At 73.3% G+C, this 16547-nt stretch carries 16 protein-coding genes; 7 read left to right on the top strand and 9 right to left on the bottom strand.

Annotation, left to right across the window (positions count from 1 at the left end; all coding sequences use genetic code 11):
- Window positions 1–201 precede the first annotated feature (201 nt).
- Entirely contained in the window at window positions 202–1578 is a 1377-nt protein-coding gene (locus ACFWJB_RS32475; protein WP_385458439.1) for an NAD(P)/FAD-dependent oxidoreductase, read from the top strand.
- An 88-nt stretch (window positions 1579–1666) separates the two neighbouring features.
- Window positions 1667–3913 carry an FUSC family protein gene (locus ACFWJB_RS32470; RefSeq protein ID WP_386926711.1) on the top strand — a complete coding sequence of 749 codons (2247 nt, stop codon included), beginning with the start codon at window positions 1667–1669 and terminating at the stop codon, window positions 3911–3913.
- Between the two features lie 4 nt (window positions 3914–3917).
- Here the strand turns inward: ACFWJB_RS32470 and ACFWJB_RS32465 are convergent, their stop codons facing one another.
- From ACFWJB_RS32465 to ACFWJB_RS32445, 5 genes are all read right to left on the bottom strand, one after another.
- Window positions 3918–4352 carry a hypothetical protein gene (locus ACFWJB_RS32465; protein WP_386926709.1) on the bottom strand — a complete coding sequence of 145 codons (435 nt, stop codon included), beginning with the start codon at window positions 4350–4352 and terminating at the stop codon, window positions 3918–3920.
- A gap of 36 nt (window positions 4353–4388) precedes the next feature.
- Window positions 4389–5222, bottom strand: a complete 834-nt coding sequence (locus tag ACFWJB_RS32460) for a DUF1206 domain-containing protein (protein ID WP_385458436.1) — start codon at window positions 5220–5222, stop codon at window positions 4389–4391.
- A gap of 85 nt (window positions 5223–5307) precedes the next feature.
- Window positions 5308–6177, bottom strand: coding sequence for an ANTAR domain-containing protein (locus ACFWJB_RS32455; protein ID WP_385458435.1), 870 nt, complete (start codon window positions 6175–6177; stop codon window positions 5308–5310).
- A 183-nt stretch (window positions 6178–6360) separates the two neighbouring features.
- Window positions 6361–7227, bottom strand: a complete 867-nt coding sequence (locus ACFWJB_RS32450; RefSeq protein ID WP_385458434.1) for a SigB/SigF/SigG family RNA polymerase sigma factor — start codon at window positions 7225–7227, stop codon at window positions 6361–6363.
- A gap of 178 nt (window positions 7228–7405) precedes the next feature.
- On the bottom strand, window positions 7406–7849 hold the full coding sequence (locus ACFWJB_RS32445) for an ATP-binding protein (RefSeq protein WP_386926706.1): 444 nt from the start codon (window positions 7847–7849) through the stop codon (window positions 7406–7408).
- A 164-nt stretch (window positions 7850–8013) separates the two neighbouring features.
- Here ACFWJB_RS32445 and ACFWJB_RS32440 point away from each other — a divergent pair, with 164 nt between their 5' ends.
- The 3 genes from ACFWJB_RS32440 (at window position 8014) to ACFWJB_RS32430 (ending at window position 10555) form a co-directional block, all read left to right on the top strand.
- Window positions 8014–8235 carry a hypothetical protein gene (locus ACFWJB_RS32440; RefSeq protein ID WP_385458432.1) on the top strand — a complete coding sequence of 74 codons (222 nt, stop codon included), beginning with the start codon at window positions 8014–8016 and terminating at the stop codon, window positions 8233–8235.
- 67 nt (window positions 8236–8302) lie between these two features.
- A complete protein-coding gene (locus tag ACFWJB_RS32435) occupies window positions 8303–9796 on the top strand; it encodes an aminotransferase class I/II-fold pyridoxal phosphate-dependent enzyme (RefSeq protein ID WP_386926704.1) in 1494 nt (497 codons plus the stop codon).
- Window positions 9797–10102: 306 nt separating this feature from the next.
- Window positions 10103–10555, top strand: coding sequence for a cyclic nucleotide-binding domain-containing protein (locus ACFWJB_RS32430; protein ID WP_386926702.1), 453 nt, complete (start codon window positions 10103–10105; stop codon window positions 10553–10555).
- 7 nt (window positions 10556–10562) lie between these two features.
- Here ACFWJB_RS32430 and ACFWJB_RS32425 read toward each other — a convergent pair whose 3' ends face one another.
- Both ACFWJB_RS32425 and ACFWJB_RS32420 read right to left on the bottom strand, forming a co-directional pair.
- Window positions 10563–11855 (bottom strand): MFS transporter, encoded by a 1293-nt coding sequence (locus ACFWJB_RS32425; RefSeq protein WP_386926700.1) that lies wholly within the window; start codon window positions 11853–11855, stop codon window positions 10563–10565.
- 103 nt (window positions 11856–11958) lie between these two features.
- Window positions 11959–12573: a LysE/ArgO family amino acid transporter gene (locus ACFWJB_RS32420; RefSeq protein ID WP_385458428.1), complete on the bottom strand. Its 615-nt coding sequence runs from the start codon at window positions 12571–12573 to the stop codon at window positions 11959–11961.
- 108 nt (window positions 12574–12681) lie between these two features.
- Here ACFWJB_RS32420 and ACFWJB_RS32415 point away from each other — a divergent pair, with 108 nt between their 5' ends.
- Together ACFWJB_RS32415 and ACFWJB_RS32410 are read left to right on the top strand one after the other, a co-directional pair.
- The gene (locus tag ACFWJB_RS32415; RefSeq protein ID WP_385458517.1) at window positions 12682–13575 is read left to right on the top strand and encodes a LysR family transcriptional regulator ArgP; all 894 of its coding nucleotides are present in this window, start codon (window positions 12682–12684) and stop codon (window positions 13573–13575) included.
- A 115-nt stretch (window positions 13576–13690) separates the two neighbouring features.
- Window positions 13691–13942, top strand: coding sequence for a WhiB family transcriptional regulator (locus tag ACFWJB_RS32410; RefSeq protein WP_385458427.1), 252 nt, complete (start codon window positions 13691–13693; stop codon window positions 13940–13942).
- A 106-nt stretch (window positions 13943–14048) separates the two neighbouring features.
- Here ACFWJB_RS32410 and ACFWJB_RS32405 read toward each other — a convergent pair whose 3' ends face one another.
- On the bottom strand, window positions 14049–15722 hold the full coding sequence (locus ACFWJB_RS32405) for an FAD-binding dehydrogenase (RefSeq protein WP_385458426.1): 1674 nt from the start codon (window positions 15720–15722) through the stop codon (window positions 14049–14051).
- 28 nt (window positions 15723–15750) lie between these two features.
- The gene (locus ACFWJB_RS32400) at window positions 15751–16395 is read right to left on the bottom strand and encodes a TetR/AcrR family transcriptional regulator (protein WP_385458425.1); all 645 of its coding nucleotides are present in this window, start codon (window positions 16393–16395) and stop codon (window positions 15751–15753) included.
- Window positions 16396–16547 lie beyond the last annotated feature (152 nt).

The raw sequence follows: 16547 nt of genomic DNA, 5'->3' as shown, positions 1-16547 counted from the left end.
GCACCCGTTGCCGGCCGTTCACGTCCGCCCGGTGCGGTCAGGTCCCGGCCGGGGCATGGTGGTGCACAGGGTGTTTCGCCTGCCTGGCGCTCCCGGCTCGCCGAACCGCCGCCGACGCGATGGGATCGACGAGGTGCGAAGCAGCGATCCAGGGGCAGGCGAATGGCGTTCGCGGCTGACCGCCCGGAGCCGCAGAAAGGGATGAACACCGTGACACGACCCAGGATCCTGGTGGTCGGCGCAGGTTTCGCCGGCGTGGAGTGCGTCCGCCGTCTCGAGCGCAGGCTGTCCCCCCACGAGGCCGACGTCACCCTGGTGACGCCCTTCGCCTATCAGCTCTATCTGCCGCTGCTGCCCCAGGTCGCCTCGGGCGTGCTGACGCCGCAGTCGATCGCGCTGTCCCTGCGCCGCAGCAGCAGGTACCGCACCCGGATCATCCCGGGCGGGGCCATCGGGGTGGACCTCAAGGCGAAGGTCTGCGTGGTGCGGACCATCACCGGCGAGATCGTCAACGAACCCTACGACTACATCGTGCTGGCCCCCGGCAGCATCACCCGTACCTTCGACATCCCCGGGCTCACGGACCACGCGTTCGGCATGAAGACGCTCGCGGAGGCCGCCTACATCCGCGACCACGTCATCTCGCAGCTCGACCTCGCCGACGCCAGCCAGGATCCGGCCGAGCGCGCCTCCCGCCTGCAGTTCGTGGTGGTCGGCGGCGGATACGCGGGCACCGAGACCGCGGCCTGCCTCCAGCGGCTCACGCACGCGGCAGTCAAGCGCTACCCGCGCCTGGACCCGGCCCTGATCAAGTGGCACCTGATCGACATCGCGCCGAAGCTCATGCCCGAGCTGGGCGAGAAGCTCGGGCGGAGCGCGCAGGAGGTGCTGACGCGGCGCGGCATCGAGGTCTCGCTGGGCGTGTCCATCGAGAAGGCCGGGCCGGAGGAGGTCACCTTCACCGACGGCCGGGTGGTGCCCACCCGCACCCTGATCTGGACCGCCGGCGTGGTCGCGAGCCCGCTGATCGCCACGCTCGGCGCGGAGACCGTCCGGGGACGTCTCGCCGTCACCGCCGAGATGTGCCTGCCCAACCACGACGGGGTGTTCGCGCTCGGCGACTCCGCGGCCGTGCCCGACCTCGCCAAGGGCCAGGAGGGCGCCGTCTGCCCGCCCACCGCCCAGCACGCCATGCGGCAGGGCCGGCACGTCGCCGAGAACCTCATCGCCTCCCTGCGCAACCAGCCGATGCGGCCGTACGTCCACAAGGACCTCGGCCTGGTCGTCGACCTCGGCGGCACCGACGCGGTGTCCAAGCCCCTCGGCATCGAACTGCACGGCGTGCCCGCCCAGGCGGTGGCCCGCGGGTACCACTGGTCGGCGCTGCGCACGGGTGTGGCCAAGGCCCGGGTGGCGACCAACTGGCTGCTGAACGCGGTCGCCGGCGACGACTTCGTGCGCACCGGTTTCCAGGCCCGCAAGCCCGCGAAGCTCAAGGACTTCGAGTACACCGACGCCTATCTGACGCCGGAGCAGGTGCGCAAGCAGGTCGAGGGAGCGGGCCGGGCGGAGCTGTGACCCGCTGCCCGTGGCCCGCTCCCGGCATGGCATGCTGAGAAGTGGATCTAGGCGTGAAGCGGTGTGAAACGGGAGAGTGTACGGCGGCGTGAAGTCAGCGGGACGCTCGGTGCGGGCACGGCTGCGGGACGGCGTCGCCGCGTCCGATCCCGGACTGCTGCGGCTGACGGCCGGGCTGCGGACGGTGGGCGCCATCGCTCTGACGCTGGCCGTGCTGGCGTTGTCCGGGATGGACGTCAAGCATCTGGTGGCGGGCGCCATGTCGGCGATGGTCGCCACCTTCGCCATCCGCGAGAAGCAGCCCGGCGCGCAGGCCGTCACCCTGGCGCTGGGCCTGCCGGTGGCGCTGGCGGCCGTGTCGGTGAGCGCGCTGCTCACCCCACGGGTCGTCGTCGGTGACGTCTTCTTCGTCGTCCTGATCTTCTGCGCCGTGTACGGCCGCCGGTTCGGCGACCGCGGTACCGCCCTGGGCCTGATCGGTTTCCAGGTGTACTTCGTGTCCCTGTTCGTGGGCGCCAAGGTGTCGGGCCTGCCGGGCCTGTGGGCCGCGATGGCCGTGGCGTTCGCGTGCAGTGCCCTGGTGCGTTTCGCGATCGTGCCGGCGACGCCCGCGCGCGTTCTGGGGCGGTTGCGCCAGGCCTTCCGGGCCCGGCTGGCACAGCTGATCTCGGCGCAGATCGAACTGCTGGACGCCGGGCCCGACGAGATCGACAAGACATTGGAGCACCTGCGGGACGGCACCGCGCGTCTGCACGAGACGGCCCTGATGATCCAGTCCCGGCTGGAGGAGGGCACCCCCGACGCGTCCACGGCGCGTCTGGTGCAGCGCCGCATCGCGGACGCCGAGATCGCCGCCGAGCGTCTCGGCCTGCTGCTGCTGGGCGCGCGCAGCGCCGAGCGGGCGGACACCCTCACCCTGCATCTGCCGGGCGCGCCGGCCCCGGCGGTGGGGAGCACGCCCGCGCCCGGCGAGGCGACGCCGGTCGTACGCCGTGACCTGATGGCGCTGCGCGCGCTGGTGCTGCGGCCCCCCGCCGAGGCCCGCGGCACGGCGCTGGCCCACCTGCGCAACCGGCTGCTCGGCTACCGCGACGAGGAGAACCTGCCGGAGGCGACGCCCGCCGTGCAGGACGTCTTCCGGGGCATCGGGGAGACCGCCCGCGCGGTCATGGGCCTCAGGACCGCCCTGGACGGGCCGCAGGACGAGTCGGACGACAGCCCCGCCACGACCCGCTCGCGCGAGGAGCTGGACGCCGAGGACGCCGCCATCGACGCCGGCGAGGAGGCGGTGCCGGAGGAGGAGCCGGGCGGGTTGCGCAGGCCCACCACCCGCGCGGCCGTCCAGGTGGCCGTGGGGTCGTCGCTGGCCATCGTCGGCGGGGAGTTCCTCTCCTCCCAGCGCTGGTACTGGGCCGTGCTCACCTGCTGGATCGTCTTCCTGAACACCGCCTCCACCGGCGAGATCCTGGTCAAGGGCTACCGCCGGCTGCTGGGGACCATGCTGGGGGTGGTGGCCGGCATCGTGCTGGCCGGGGTCGTCGGGAACCACACCTGGACCGCGTTCGGGCTGGTGCTGCTGCTCGTCTTCGCGATGTTCTACACCGCGCCGCTGTCCTACACGCTGATGTCGTTCTTCGTGACCGCGATGCTCGGGCTGCTGTACACCCTGCTGCACACGTACAGCATGTCGGTGCTGCTGCTGCGGGTGGAGGAGACGGCGCTCGGCGCGGCCTGCGGGATCATCGCGGCGGCGCTGGTACTGCCGATCCGCACGGACCGGCGTACGAACGAGCTGCTCGGCACGGTGCTGGAACGGCTGGTCGACGTCACCGAGGGCGCCGTCGACCAGCTCAGCGGCGGGCCGGCCGCGGATCTGCTGGACACGGCGCGCGACCTGGACCAGGCGCTGGGCGATCTGCGCGGCGCCGTCCAGCCGCTCACCCACCCGATCACGCCGCTGCGGGCCCGCCGGAACACGGCCCAGTACGTGCTGGCGCTGCTGGAGACGTGCGCCTACCACGCGCGGTCCCTGGCGGCGACGGCCGAGCTGCTGCCGACCCACCCGTCGATCGCGGCCGACCCGCGGCTGCGCGGGGCGGTACGGCGCACGGTGCGCAACATCGAGGCGATCGCCGCCCGGGTCGAGGACGAACACGCCGGCACCGAGGTGGAGACCGGACCCAGCATCGCGTCGCTGCTGGAGTTCGACGCCGCCGGGGCGCCCCGGTACGGCCGTATCACCGGGCGCGTGCTGCGGCACCTGGAGCGGCTGGACGAGGCCGTGGTCGGCCTCGCCCGGCCGTTGGGCGTGCCCGTCGCGACGCCGAAGCGGTGACGGGTCAGAAGTCGCTCGGCATGCCGCTCACCTCGGCGATGCCGCGCAGCTCCTCGTTCTGCCGGTGGCGTTCCTTGAGGTAGTCGGCGATCTCGCCGAGCCGTTCGGGGTCGGAGGCGGTGGCCGCGTCCGTGACGACGCGGACGGGGCCGGTCTCGTCGGTGCTGATCTCGACGACCTCGTTGTCGAGCCGGCCGGTGACGGCGGTGGCGATGACCAGGGCGGCCTCGTCCCGGATCTCCTGGGGCAGCGCCTCGGCGTTGTCGCCGTCCAGGGAGAAGTCGATGGTGGGCATCTGGTGCTCGTCGATCGCCTGGAGGACCGGTTTCACCACGCTGAGCAGCAGCTGGTAGTCGTCGGTCTCCATGCGGAAGCGCAGCAGGTCCAGGTAGACGTCCACGGGACGTCCGTCCGGCGGAGGAATCTCGTGTTCGTTCATTCGCCCCGTGTTCCCCGTGCCGCGCGGCTCAGACCCTCACACCCTGCGCCAGCGTGCCAGGGCGAACGAGAACACGCCGAACAGCACCAGACCCGCGGCGACGAGGACCAGCAGCCACGGTCCGAGCGGGGTGCCGGCGAAGGAGCGCAGGGTGTCGTCCATGCCCTTGGCCTTGTCGGGTTCGTAGTCGACCGCGGCCTGCACGGCGAAGGCACCCGCCGCCGCGAAGACGATCCCCCGGGCCGTCCCGCCGCCGACGCCGGTGACGTCGATCAGCCGCCGTACCCGCCGGCTCAGCTCACCCAGCTTCAGCTTCTTGTGGTAGCTGCGGCGCACGGCTTGGACGGCGATCACCACCCCGGCGACGACGATCGCGGCCCCGGCCACGCCCACGGCCCACCGTCCGGCCGGCATCTCCAGCACCTTGGCCGTGACGTCCCGGGACTGCCGGTCACCGGCTCCGCCGCCGCTGCCGCGGGAACCGGCCGCGAAGGCGAGCACGGAGTAGGCGACGAACGAGTAGAAGACGCAGCGGGCGGCGGCCGGCAGGCGCTTCTTCGCGGTGTGGCCGTCCTTGCCGGTCACACCGAAGAGCGCCTCGGACAGCCGCCACAGCGCCATGCCGACGAGTCCGGCGCCCAGCGCCCACAGCAGGACGGCGCCGAACGGCTTGTCCGACAGTTCGGCCAGGGCCCCGCCGCGGTCCGCCTGGCGCTGCCCGTCGCCGAAGGCGATCCGCAGGGCCAGCAGCCCGACCAGCAGGTAGATGACTCCGCGGGCGGTCAGTCCCGCCCGGGCGGCCCCCTCGGCGGCCGATCCGTTGGCCGCCTGTCGGGCCCTGCCGCGGCCGGTGCGTGTCAGAACACTCATACGAGCCTCCCCTCCGGGACTCCGCTTGCCCCGCCTGCTCCCCCGCACACCGGGGACTTCGCGCGGCCGGTGGCGGGACGCCCGCTCAGCTCCGGCGCAGCCGGCTGCCCCGCGCGGCCCGGCCGAGGACGTGGAGGTGCTCCAGGGCGTCCAGGACCACCGTGCGGTCGTGCCAGGCGACCCAGCGGCCCGCCTCGCGGCCCAGTACGTCCAGTGCCCCGCGCTGGGCCGCGGTGAGCTCTCGCAGGGTGTGGCCGAGGTGGGCGGAGACCATGCCGACGCACCCTCCCGAGCCGGTGGTGAGCGGCACGCTGTGGCAGGAGCGGCTGCCCGCCGCGAGGATGGCCTGCCGGGCGGGTTCGGTGAAGACGGGGTCCGACTCCACGTCGCGCACGGTGACCTGGGTGACGTCCCGGGCGGCCCGGGCGCAGGAGGTGCCCTCGGGGCCGACGTGCCCGAAGAAGTCGACGAAGTCCGCGGTGAGGCCGGTGTGCTTCTCGATGCTCAGTCCGCCCCGGGCACGGTCGGCCAGCTGGACGTTGCCCATGTCGGTGCCGACCACGGCGAGCGTCTGGCTCAGTACGGCCCCGAGGACGCCGCCGCGGTTGCCGGCCCCCTGGTGGTGGGCGTCGGTGAAGGACAGCGGGGGCTGCGGCAGGCGGACGCGGCGCGGGAACCACACCTCGTCCGGCCGGTCCGGTCCCGGCGTGGTCACGAGGGCCTCGGCCAGGGTGCGTACCTTGATGTTGTAGCGCTGGGAGGCGCGCTGCATCAGCGCGAACGCCGTCTCCGCGTCGGGCAGCGCGTACCGCTCCCGCAGCATGCCCTGTGTCTGGGAGATCAGTGGGTGGACCCGGGCCCTGGCCCTCAGGTCCCGGATCTGTGCCCGCAGCCGCTCCAGTTCCTCCCCGGGGTCCCCCCGTTCGGTCGCCACCCCGTGATCGGCCGCCGTCATGCGTCCCTCCGCCCTCGTGCCTTGGACAAGCGTCTGCCCCGTATGCCGTCGCCCGGCATACGGGGCATCCACCTCGCCTTCCCCGGCTGTCGCACCGCACTCCTCGACGGCCGCGGGCGACGGCGCGACAGGGCGGGGCGGGGTGTCGATCCGTTCCCCGGGTGCGTCCCGCCGGAGCCGTCCTCACATGGTCGTGCGCCGATGGACCGTGCGCTGTCCCAGCGCCTCGTCCCGCACGCGGGCGCAGCTGCGGCTGATCAGCCGGGAGACGTGCATCTGCGAGATGCCCAGGCGGTCGGCTATCCGGCTCTGGGTCATGTCCTCGAAGAAGCGCATGTAGAGGATGGCCCGCTCCCGCTCGGGCAGCCTGCGCAGGCCCTCCTTGGCGGACTCGCGGTCGATCACGGTGTCGTACGAGGCGTCGGCCGCGCCCAGGGTGTCCGCGAGGCTGTAGCCGTCGTCGCCGGCCGACAGCTCGGCGTCCAGCGACAGGGTGCTGAAGCTCTCCAGCGCCTCCATACCTGCGCTGACCTCGTCCTCCGTGAGTCCCGTGTGGGCGGCCAGTGCCGCGACCGACGGTTCGGGGCTGCCCGGGCTCTGGGTGAGCTCGCGCCGGGCCACCCGCACCTTGTTCCGCAGTTCCTGGACCCGGCGGGGCACGCGCAGCGCCCACATCCGGTCGCGGAAGTGCCGCTTGACCTCGCCGGTGATGGTGGGCACGGCGTAGCTCTCGAAGGCGCCGCGCTCCGGGTCGAAGCGGTCGATGGCCTTCACCAGCCCCAGCGCCGCGACCTGGCGCAGGTCCTCGATGGACTCGCCGCGGTCCCGGAAGCGGCCGGCGATCCGATGGGCCATGGGCAGCCAGGCCGTGACGAGTTCGTCGCGGACGGCGTCCCGTTCGGGCCCGTCCTCCAGGACCGACAGCCGGGCGAAGAGCGCGGCGGTGTCCGGCGCGTCGTCGTGCCGACGGCGGTTGGCGGCGGCCGGACCGGCGGAGTCGTGCGCGGGCTCGGGGTTACCGGGACGAATGGTGGGCGTTTCAATGAGCATGCGGATTCGCTCCTGAACGGTGGTCTCAGGGGAACTTTCCGCGGAAGCGGCACGGTCCGGGTCTCACCCGGAGGGGCCGGAGCAGTCATACCGCTCCCGCTGCTGCGCCTCCGGTCCGAAGCACGAACTTGCGACTGCCCCCGCCCCGGTGGAACAAACTCCGCTTTTCGAAATGTACTCAGGACAGCGGAACGACGACGCTGATGCACTTGCCTCCGGACGGAAGGTCTGCCACGCGCACGTCGCGCGCCAGCCGGCAGACGATGGGCCAGCCGCGTCCGCCGACGCGCCGTCGGCCCTGCGGGTCGGTCGGTGCCACGGCGACCGGCAGGTCGGCGCTGCGGTCGCTGACCGACAGCAGGACGCCGGGACCGACCACGTCGACCTGGAAGTCGGTGATGCCGCCTCCGTGCAGGATCGCGTTGGTGGTCAGTTCCGAGGCGACGAGCACGGCGTCGGACAGGGCTCCCGCGTCGCACGGCAGGTGGCGGGTCCGGCAGCGTTCGGTGACCGCGCGCTCCACGGCGCTTCGTGCCTCGGCGGGTCTGCACGGCGGTGCCGGCCGGTGCCCGTCGGTGCCGGACCGCTCGAGGGCGAAGGGGGTGGTGTGCCTGTCATGCATCCGTCGGCTCCCTGTCGTCGAGAGGGGCGGACGGCCGGACCCCACCCGGTACGCCCGCCGCGGGCCTCGTACTTTCCGGCTGACCTCTGACCGCACCCCCAAACCTTCGGCCCTCCTTACGGCCCAACGGCCATCCGGGCGGCGTGCGGGGGTACGCGGAGTGCATGACGGATGTTGTGGACTCGGACGAACTGCTGCGCCGCATGCACCGCGCGAGGGCCTGCGCGAAGGAACAGGAACGGACGTGGCGGGCGCGAAGGGAAGAGCTGCGGTCGACCGACCCGGAGGGCTCGCGCGAGGCAGCCGTCCGGACGATGGCGTACGAGGCGGTCCTGCGGGTGCTCGACGAGGTGCTGACCCCGGGCCGGCACGCGGAGTCCGGCTGACGGACCGGGCGCGGGGCCGGGCCGCCGGTCGGATTGACGAGGGCGCGGGGCGGGAAACCGGGTCGGCATGACAGCCGACCACACCCGCGCACCCGTCCTGGAAGCCCTCTCCGACTACCGCCGCGAGGGACGGTTGTCGTTCACGCCGCCCGGTCACAAGCAGGCGCGCGGCGCCGATCCGGAGGTGCGTGAGGTGCTGGGCGACGCCGTCTTCCACGGCGACGTCCTGGCGACCGGCGGCCTCGACGACCGGCTGACCCGGGGCCGCGTGCTGCAGCGCGCCCAGGAGCTGATGGCCGACGCGGTGCACGCCGACCACACCTTCTTCTCGACCTGCGGGAGCAGCCTGTCGGTGAAGGCGGCGATGCTCGCCGTGGCGGGCCCGCACGAGAAGCTGCTGATCGGCCGGGACGCCCACAAGTCCGTCGTGGCGGGTCTGATCCTGTCCGGCATCGAGCCGGTCTGGGTGGATCCCCGCTGGGACGCCGAGCGGCATCTCGCCCATCCCCCGTCCGCCGAGGACTTCGAGCGGGCGTTCGCCGCGCATCCCGACGCCAAGGGGGCGCTGATCACCAGCCCGACGCCGTACGGAGCGAGTGCCGATCTGCGGGCCGTCGCCGAGGTGTGCCACCGCCGTTCGGCGCCGCTGATCGTCGACGAGGCGTGGGGGGCGCACCTGCCCTTCCACCCCGACCTGCCGTCGTGGGCGATGGACGCCGGTGCCGACATCTGCGTGACCAGCATCCACAAGATGGGCAGCGGCCTGGAGCAGGGCTCCGTGTTCCACCTGCGCGGCGACCTGGTCCCGCCGGAGCTGCTCGGCATGCGGGCGGACCTGCTGGGCACGACCAGCCCGTCCGCGCTGATCTTCGCCGGGCTGGACGGCTGGCGCCGTCAGATGGCGCTGCGCGGGAAGGAGATCATGGGCGGTGCCCTGGACCTGGTGGCCGAGGTCCGGGCGGCCGTCGAGGAGATCGACGGGATGCACGTGAACGGCCGGGACGACTTCTGCGGCCCGGGGCTGGCCCACGGCTTCGATCCGCTGCCCGTCGTCATCGACCTCGACGAGCTCGGCGTGTCCGGCTACCAGGCGGCGGACTGGCTCCGCGAGCACCGCGGCGTCGTCGCACACCTCACCGACCACCGCCGGATCGGCACGCAGATCTCCCACGGCGACGACCGGGAGACGGCCGGCGAGTTGCTCGCCGCGCTCAAGGACCTCGCCCGGGCTGCACCGGACCTGGACGCCGCGCCGCGGGTCGAGGTGCCGTCGCCGTCGGAGCTGCGGATGCCGCAGACGATGCTGCCGCGGGACGCGTTCTTCGGGCCGGCCGAGGCCGTGCCGCTCGAGCGGGCCGCCGGGCGGATCGCCGCGGAGATGATCACGCCGTATCCGCCCGGCATCCCGGCGGTGCTGCCGGGCGAGCGGCTGACCGAGCCCGTACTGCGGTACCTGCGCAGCGGCCTGGAGGCGGGGATGTTCCTCCCGGACCCGAGCGACCCGTCGCTGGAGACGGTCAGGGTCGTCGCGGAGGAAGGGTGCCCTCGTCACGGCGGGTGACGGGGCAGTGAAACAGGTCACGTGACCCGGTTACAGGTTCCCGGAACGCGCAGAGATGGTTTAGCGTTCATCCATACGTGGCGACGGAGTCGACGGACATGTCCTCCGTGTGTCACCGCTTACGGCCCTGGCTGGCTTCCCCCGTCCAGCCAGGGCTTTTTCATGTCCCGGTACCGCATCCCCCGGACCGGCACGGAATTCGTACAGGATTCGCCGGCCGCCGAGGTGCTCGGAGCGGCGACAGCGGCTGAAAATGGTGCAGAGGGATAGCACCGGAACCGAATCGCCGGCGAGGAGCCCCAGGTCATGACCAAAGCGATCAAACTGCTCACCGCCCTCCCCCCGCCCCAGCGCGCCCGTCTCATGGAGCTCGCCCGCGAGGTCTCCTTCCCGGAGGACGTCCGCATCTTCGAGGCGGGAGACCGGGCCGACCGCTTCTGGGTCATCCGGTCCGGCGCGGTCTCCCTGATCCAGCAGGTGACGCCCCTGCAACGGGTCACGGTCGCCAGCCTGGGCGTGGGCGACCTGCTCGGCTGGTCCTGGCTCTTCCCGCCGTACGAGTGGGACTTCGGCGCCGAGGCCTTCAGCCCGGTACGCGCCTACGAGTTCGAGGCGGCGTCGGTGCTCGCGCTGTGCGAGAGGGACCCGCAGCTCGGGATCGTGCTGGTGCGGACGGTGGCCGAGATCCTCGCGCACCGGCTGGAGGCCACCCGGGTCCGCCTCGTGGAGCACGCCGCGATGCGGGGGCGCGTGCTGTGACACGGCGTCAGACGCGGTAGCGGCGCAGCGCGGGTACGGCGGCGGCGAGGGCCAGCATCACCACGACGACCAGCAGCCCGCCGCCCGCGACGGCCTCCCGCGCACCGAAGGCGGAACCCGCGCCGCCGTGCAGGACGTCGGCGAGGCGGGGGCCGCCGGCGACGACCACCGTGAAGACGCCCTGCATGCGCCCGCGCATCTCGTCGGTCGCGGCGGACAGCAGGATGGCCCCGCGGAACACCATGGAGACCATGTCGGCGACTCCGGCGACGGCGAGGAAGGCCACCGCCAGCCACAGGCTGCCGCTCAGGCCGAAGCCGGTGATGGCCGCCCCCCAGACGACGACCGCGCCGATCACCATCCAGCCGTGCCGGCGCGCCCGGGAGAAGGTGCCGGAGAACAGCCCGCCCGCCACCGCGCCGATGGGGACGGCCGCGAACAGCAGGCCGAGGGCGAGCCCTTCGCCCCAGGGGGCGTACGTCTCGGCGGCGAGCTGCGGGAACAGGGCCCGGGGCATGCCGAGGACCATCGCGACGATGTCGGCCAGGAAGGAGAGCAGCAGCACCTTGTGCCCGGCGATGTAGCGGAAGCCGGCCACGATCTCGCGGACGCCCGCGCGCCGGACCGCCGTGGCCGCGAGCGGCGGCAGGGCGGGCAGCCGGTGGACCGCCCACACCGTGACGCACAGGGCCAGCGCGTCGATGAGATACAGCTCGGGCAGGCCGACGACCGGGATGAGGGCGCCGGCGAGCAGCGGCCCGGCCACCTGGCCGGTCTGCATGACGGTCGAACCGAGCGCGTTGGCCGCGGCGAGCTCGTCCTCGGGCACCAGGCGGGCGATGGAGGCGTTCCGGGCCGGGGCGTTGAGGCCCCAGAAGGCCTGTTGCAGCGCGAGCAGGAGCATCAGGACGGCCACCGACTCCAGGCCGGTGACGGCCTGCACCCAGAACAGCAGCGAGGTGACGGCGATACCGGTGTTGGTGATCAGCAGCAGCTTGCGGCGGTCGACGGCGTCGGCGACCGCGCCGCCCCACAGCGCGAACACGATCAACGGCACGAGGCCGGCCAGGCCGGCGGCGCCGACCCAGGCGGAGGACCCGGTGATGTCGTAGATCTGCTTGGGCACCGCGACGGCCGTGAGCTGGCTGCCGACGGCGGTGACGACGGTCGAGGACCACAGCCTGCGGTAGGCCGGACGGCGCAGGGGGCGGGTGTCCATGGCCCAGCGGCGCCGGCCGCGCCGCCGGTCCCCGGCCGGGACCTCGTCCGGGGATTCGGTGCTGCTCTCGCTCGTGTCCACGCGCTTCCTACATGCTTGATACATCTTTCGATTTCGGGCCTCACTATCGCAGCTCCGTTCGGCTGCGTTCGAACCGCGTGGCCGGTCCCGGCGCCGGCCTCGGTCACGCGCCGGCGAGGAGGGTGAGACCGAGCACGATCATGGTGGCGGCGACCAGGCCGTCCAGGACGCGCCAGGCCACGGGCCGGGCCAGGAAGCGGCCGAGGTGGCGGGCGCCGAAGCCGAGCGCGGCGAACCAGCAGAGGCTGGCGAGGGCGGCTCCCAGGCCGAAGGTCCAGCGCAGCGGTCCGCGGTCGGCGGCGACGGAGCCCAGCAGGAACACGGTGTCGAGGTAGACGTGCGGGTTGAGCCAGGTCAGCGCGAGGCAGGTGAGCACCGCGCGCCGTCGCGTGCCGGCCCCGTCGCCCTCCGCCCGCAGCGCACCGGCCGGGCGGAACACGCGCCGGGCGGCCAGGGCGCCGTAGCAGAGCAGAAAGGCGCCCCCGATCCAGGCGATGGCGGTCAGCGCCTCCGGCCAGGCCACCACCACCGCGCCGACTCCGCCGACGCCGAGGGCGATGAGGACGGCGTCGGACAGCGCGCAGATGCCGACCACGGCGAGGACCGCGTCGCGGCGGATCCCCTGGCGCAGGACGAAGGCGTTCTGGGCACCGATGGCGACGATGAGCGAGAGGCCGGTGCCGAAGCCGGCGGCCGCGGCGGTGAGTGCGTTGGGCATGCCCCCGACGCTAAGCGGGACGATCACCGGACGTACAGCTAAAGATTCTTACGTAACATCAGCGGAGCTTATGAAAGGGGCGGAACGGTGACTACCGGGGCGACGACGGTGCCGGCGGACCTGCCACTGGACCAGGTGCGCACCCTGCTGGCCGTGGTGGACGAGGGCACGTTCGACGCGGCGGCCGCCGCGCTGCACATCACCCCGTCCGCGGTCAGCCAGCGGGTGAAGGCGCTGGAGCAGCGCACCGGGCGTGTGCTGCTGCTGCGCACCAAGCCGGTGCGGCCCACGGAGTCCGGGGCGGTGCTGGTGCGGCTGGCCCGGCAGATGGCCCGGATGGAGCGGGACGCCCGCGCGGAGCTGGGGCTGACCGGTGCCGGGGAGCCGACCCGGGTCTCGGTGGCCGTCAACGCCGACTCGCTCGCGACCTGGTTCCTCGGCGCCCTCACGCGTATTCCGCCGGAGTCCCGGCTCTGCTTCGAGCTGCGCCGCGAGGACGAGGACCACACGGCGGCCCTGCTGCGCGAGGGGGTGGTGATGGCCGCGGTGACCTCCTCCCCCGATCCGGTGCCGGGCTGCACCGTCCGGTTCCTGGGCCGGATGCGCTACCGGCCCTGCGCCGCCCCGGACTTCGCCGCCCGGCAGCTGGACGGGCCGCTGGGGGACGCGCTCGCCACGGCTCCCGTGGTGGTGTTCGACCGGCGGGACGACTTCCAGGACGCCTTCGTGCGACGGCTCGGGCATGACGGCGCCGGGCCGGCGCGGCACTACGTGCCGACCTCGGAGGGTTTCGTGCAGGCGGTCGCCGCCGGGCTCGGCTGGGGCATGGTGCCGCAGCCCCAGGCGGAGCCCCTGCTGCGCACCGGCCGGCTCGTCGACTTCGCACCGGAGTCGGCCGTCGACGTCCCGCTGTACTGGCAGCAGTGGAAGCTCGACTCCCCCGCCCTGGCGGCGGTGGCCGACGCGGTGGTGAGGGCGGCGGCCGAGGCGCTGCGCGACTGAGTGCACGGCGAGACCGGCGCGATACCGCCGGTTTCACTCCGCGGTCGACAGGTCACCCGAAGCGGAGTAAGGCATTCACGAGGGCACGACACGATTCGAACGCAGGTGACTACTGATGGACAACTGGCGCGAGCACGCCGCGTGCCGCACGGAGGACCCCGACCTGTTCTTCCCGATCGGCACCACCGGCCCGGCCCTGATGCAGACCGAGCAGGCGAAGGCGGTCTGCAGGCACTGCCCCGTCCAGGAGCAGTGTCTGCAGTGGGCGCTCGACACGGGACAGTCCCTCGGTGTCTGGGGCGGGACCAGCGAGACGGAGCGCCGTGCGCTCAAGCGCCGCGCGGCGGCACGCCGGCGCTCGGGATGAGCGCGGGCCCTGGGCGGCCGGTACGTCGCGGCGCACCCCGGGACCCGGGAGGCACCTCCGCCTCCCGGGGTTCCCGCACCGTGCCTTCCCGGGGCGGCCGGTGGGCTCAGGCGGTCTGCCGTGCCGCGGCCCGGCCCGCCGCCCGTCCGGAGAACAGGCAGCCGCCGAGGAAGGTGCCCTCCAGCGCGTTGTAGCCGTGCACCCCGCCGCCGCCGAAGCCGGCCACCTCGCCGGCCGCGTACAGGCCCTCGACCGGTGTGCCGTCGGCGCCCAGGGCACGCGAGTCCAGGTCGGTCTGGATGCCGCCGAGGGTCTTGCGCGTCAGGACGTGCAGCTTGACGCCGATCAGCGGGCCCGCCTCCGGGTCGAGGATGCGGTGCGGGGCCGCGACCCGGCCGAGGCGGTCGCCGATGTAGCGGCGGGCGTTGCGGATGCCCTGGACCTGGGCGTCCTTGGCGTACGGGTGGGCCATCTGGAGGTCACGGGCCTCGATCTGACGCCGGATCGGGGCGGCCTCCAGGAGGGGCTTGTCGGTGAGCGCGTTCATCCGGTCGACGAGTTGCTCCAGGTCCGTCGCGGTCACGAAGTCGGCGCCCTGGCGCAGGAAGGCGTCCACCGGGCCCGGGGCGCCCTTGCCGAGGACGCGCTCGCGCAGGAATCCCGCGCGGTCCTTGGCGGTGATGTCGGGGTTCTGCTCGGAGCCCGAGAGGGCGAACTCCTTCTCGACGATCTTCCGGGTGAGGATAAACCAGGAGTGGTCGTGGCCCGCCAGGTCGTCGGCGGTGCGCAGGTGCCGCAGCGTGCCGAGGGTGTCGTAGCCGGGCAGGTACGGCGCGGGCAGGCGGCGCCCGAGGGCGTCGAACCACATCGACGACGGCCCGGGCAGGATGCGGATGCCGTGGCCGGGCCAGATCGGGTCCCAGTTGCGCAGGCCCTCGGTGTAGTGCCACATCCGGTCGCGGTTGACCAGGCGGGCCCCCGCCTCGGCGCTGATGTCCAGCATCCGCCCGTCGACGTAGGCGGGGACGCCGGTGACCATCTCGGCGGGCGGCGTGCCGAGGCGTGCGGGCCAGTGGCGGCGCACGATGTCGTGGTTGGCGCCGATGCCGCCGGAGGTGACGACCACGGCCTGGGCGGTCAGTTCGAACTCGCCGGCCGCGTCGCGGTTGGAGGCGACCCCCCGGGGCGAGGAGTCCGCGGCGAGGACCGTGCCGCGCACGCCGCGCGCGGTGCCGCCCTCGACGACCAGGTGGTCGACGCGGTGACGGTGGTGGAAGGTCAGCAGGCCGTCGCGCGCGGCCTGCTGCGCGTACCGCACGAACGGCTCGACGACTCCGGTGCCGGTGCCCCAGGCGATGTGGAAGCGGGGCACCGAGTTGCCGTGCCCGCCGGCCGTGAGGTCACCGCGTTCGGCCCAGCCGACGGTGGGCAGGAAGGAGATGCCGTGCCCGGCCAGCCAGGACCGCTTCTCCCCCGCCGCCCACTCGACGTACGCCCGTGCCCAGCGCACCGCCCAGGAGTCCTCGTCCTCGGTCCGGTCGAAGCCGGCGCTGCCCTGCCAGTCGCTCCAGGCCAGGTCGAAGGAGTCCTTGACGCCGAGGCGCCGCTGCTCCGGGGAGTCGACGAGGAAGAGGCCGCCGAAGGACCAGAAGGCCTGTCCGCCGAGGTTGGCCGCGTTCTCCTGGTCGACCAGCGCGACCCGGCGGCCCCGGCTGGTCAGCTCGTGCGCCGCGACCAGGCCCGCGAGGCCCGCTCCGACCACGATGACGTCGGCGTCCATGGCGCCCGTCCCTTCCTCGTCCGTCTTCTCAGTGGGTGTTGCCTGTGGTGCCGGGGGCGGTGCTCCCGTCGACGAGCAGCGCGGTGAGCAGCCGGCCCAGCCAGCCCCGCGCGTGCTCGGCGTCCCGGTCGAGCAGCAGTTGCGTGGTGACGCCGTCGTAGGCGGCGACCACGGCGTGCGCGGCGGCCTCCGCGTCGCCGAACACGGCGGGCAGCGGGGTGTGCGCGTGCGCCCGCGCGAGGCGGTCGGCGATCGCCCGGCGCAGGCGCGCCCGGTGCTCCAGCAGCGTCCGTGCCACGTCCGGGTCGCGGGCGGCGTGCACCAGGAAGTCCGTCTTGACCAGGAGCCAGTCCCGGTCCAGCAGCAACACCTCGGTGACCCGGCGCACGGCGGCCGGAACGTCGAGGTCCGGCCCGTCGAGGGCGAGGGCGCCGGACACCTGGTCAGCGATCAGCTCGGCCCGTTCGCGGTAGAGAGCGAAGAACAGCTCGTCGAGGCTGTCGAAGTTCGAGTAGAAGGCGCCCCGGCTGTAGCCGGCGGCTTCGCAGACCTCCTCGATCGAGACCCGGCCGAACCCCTTGGCGGCGAACACGGCGAACGCCGCGTCCAGCAGGTTCGCGCGGGTCCGCGCGCGCCGCCTGGTCACGCGCCCGGCCGCCTGCCCCACCGGCATGCCCGCACCGCCTCTCCGCCGTTCGATACGCGAATGTATCGAATACACCGGTGTATCGAAAGGGTCCGGACACACCGGTGTCCGGACCACGCCGACGTACAGGCGGAGAACGGCGGCCGGGGAGGACGCGGCTGCGCGGCACGGCCTCGCGG

The sequence above is a fragment of the Streptomyces sp. NPDC127100 genome (assembly GCF_042724095.1).
Classification (GTDB): Bacteria; Actinomycetota; Actinomycetes; order Streptomycetales; family Streptomycetaceae; genus Streptomyces.
Note: the sequence above shows the minus strand (reverse complement) of the source record. Positions and strands in the feature narration are given on the sequence as shown.

Bases quoted from the DNA above. Each gene is read 5' to 3' on its own strand.
- ACFWJB_RS32475 (WP_385458439.1), top strand. From the start codon at position 202: ATGAACACCGTGACACGACCCAGGATCCTGGTGGTCGGCGCAGGTTTC.
- ACFWJB_RS32465 (WP_386926709.1), bottom strand. From the start codon at position 4,352: ATGAACGAACACGAGATTCCTCCGCCGGACGGACGTCCCGTGGACGTC.
- ACFWJB_RS32460 (WP_385458436.1), bottom strand. From the start codon at position 5,222: ATGAGTGTTCTGACACGCACCGGCCGCGGCAGGGCCCGACAGGCGGCC.
- ACFWJB_RS32455 (WP_385458435.1), bottom strand. From the start codon at position 6,177: ATGACGGCGGCCGATCACGGGGTGGCGACCGAACGGGGGGACCCCGGG.
- ACFWJB_RS32450 (WP_385458434.1), bottom strand. From the start codon at position 7,227: ATGCTCATTGAAACGCCCACCATTCGTCCCGGTAACCCCGAGCCCGCG.
- ACFWJB_RS32445 (WP_386926706.1), bottom strand. From the start codon at position 7,849: ATGCATGACAGGCACACCACCCCCTTCGCCCTCGAGCGGTCCGGCACC.
- ACFWJB_RS32440 (WP_385458432.1), top strand. From the start codon at position 8,014: ATGACGGATGTTGTGGACTCGGACGAACTGCTGCGCCGCATGCACCGC.
- ACFWJB_RS32435 (WP_386926704.1), top strand. From the start codon at position 8,303: ATGACAGCCGACCACACCCGCGCACCCGTCCTGGAAGCCCTCTCCGAC.
- ACFWJB_RS32430 (WP_386926702.1), top strand. From the start codon at position 10,103: ATGACCAAAGCGATCAAACTGCTCACCGCCCTCCCCCCGCCCCAGCGC.
- ACFWJB_RS32420 (WP_385458428.1), bottom strand. From the start codon at position 12,573: ATGCCCAACGCACTCACCGCCGCGGCCGCCGGCTTCGGCACCGGCCTC.
- ACFWJB_RS32410 (WP_385458427.1), top strand. From the start codon at position 13,691: ATGGACAACTGGCGCGAGCACGCCGCGTGCCGCACGGAGGACCCCGAC.
- ACFWJB_RS32405 (WP_385458426.1), bottom strand. From the start codon at position 15,722: ATGGACGCCGACGTCATCGTGGTCGGAGCGGGCCTCGCGGGCCTGGTC.
- ACFWJB_RS32400 (WP_385458425.1), bottom strand. From the start codon at position 16,395: ATGCCGGTGGGGCAGGCGGCCGGGCGCGTGACCAGGCGGCGCGCGCGG.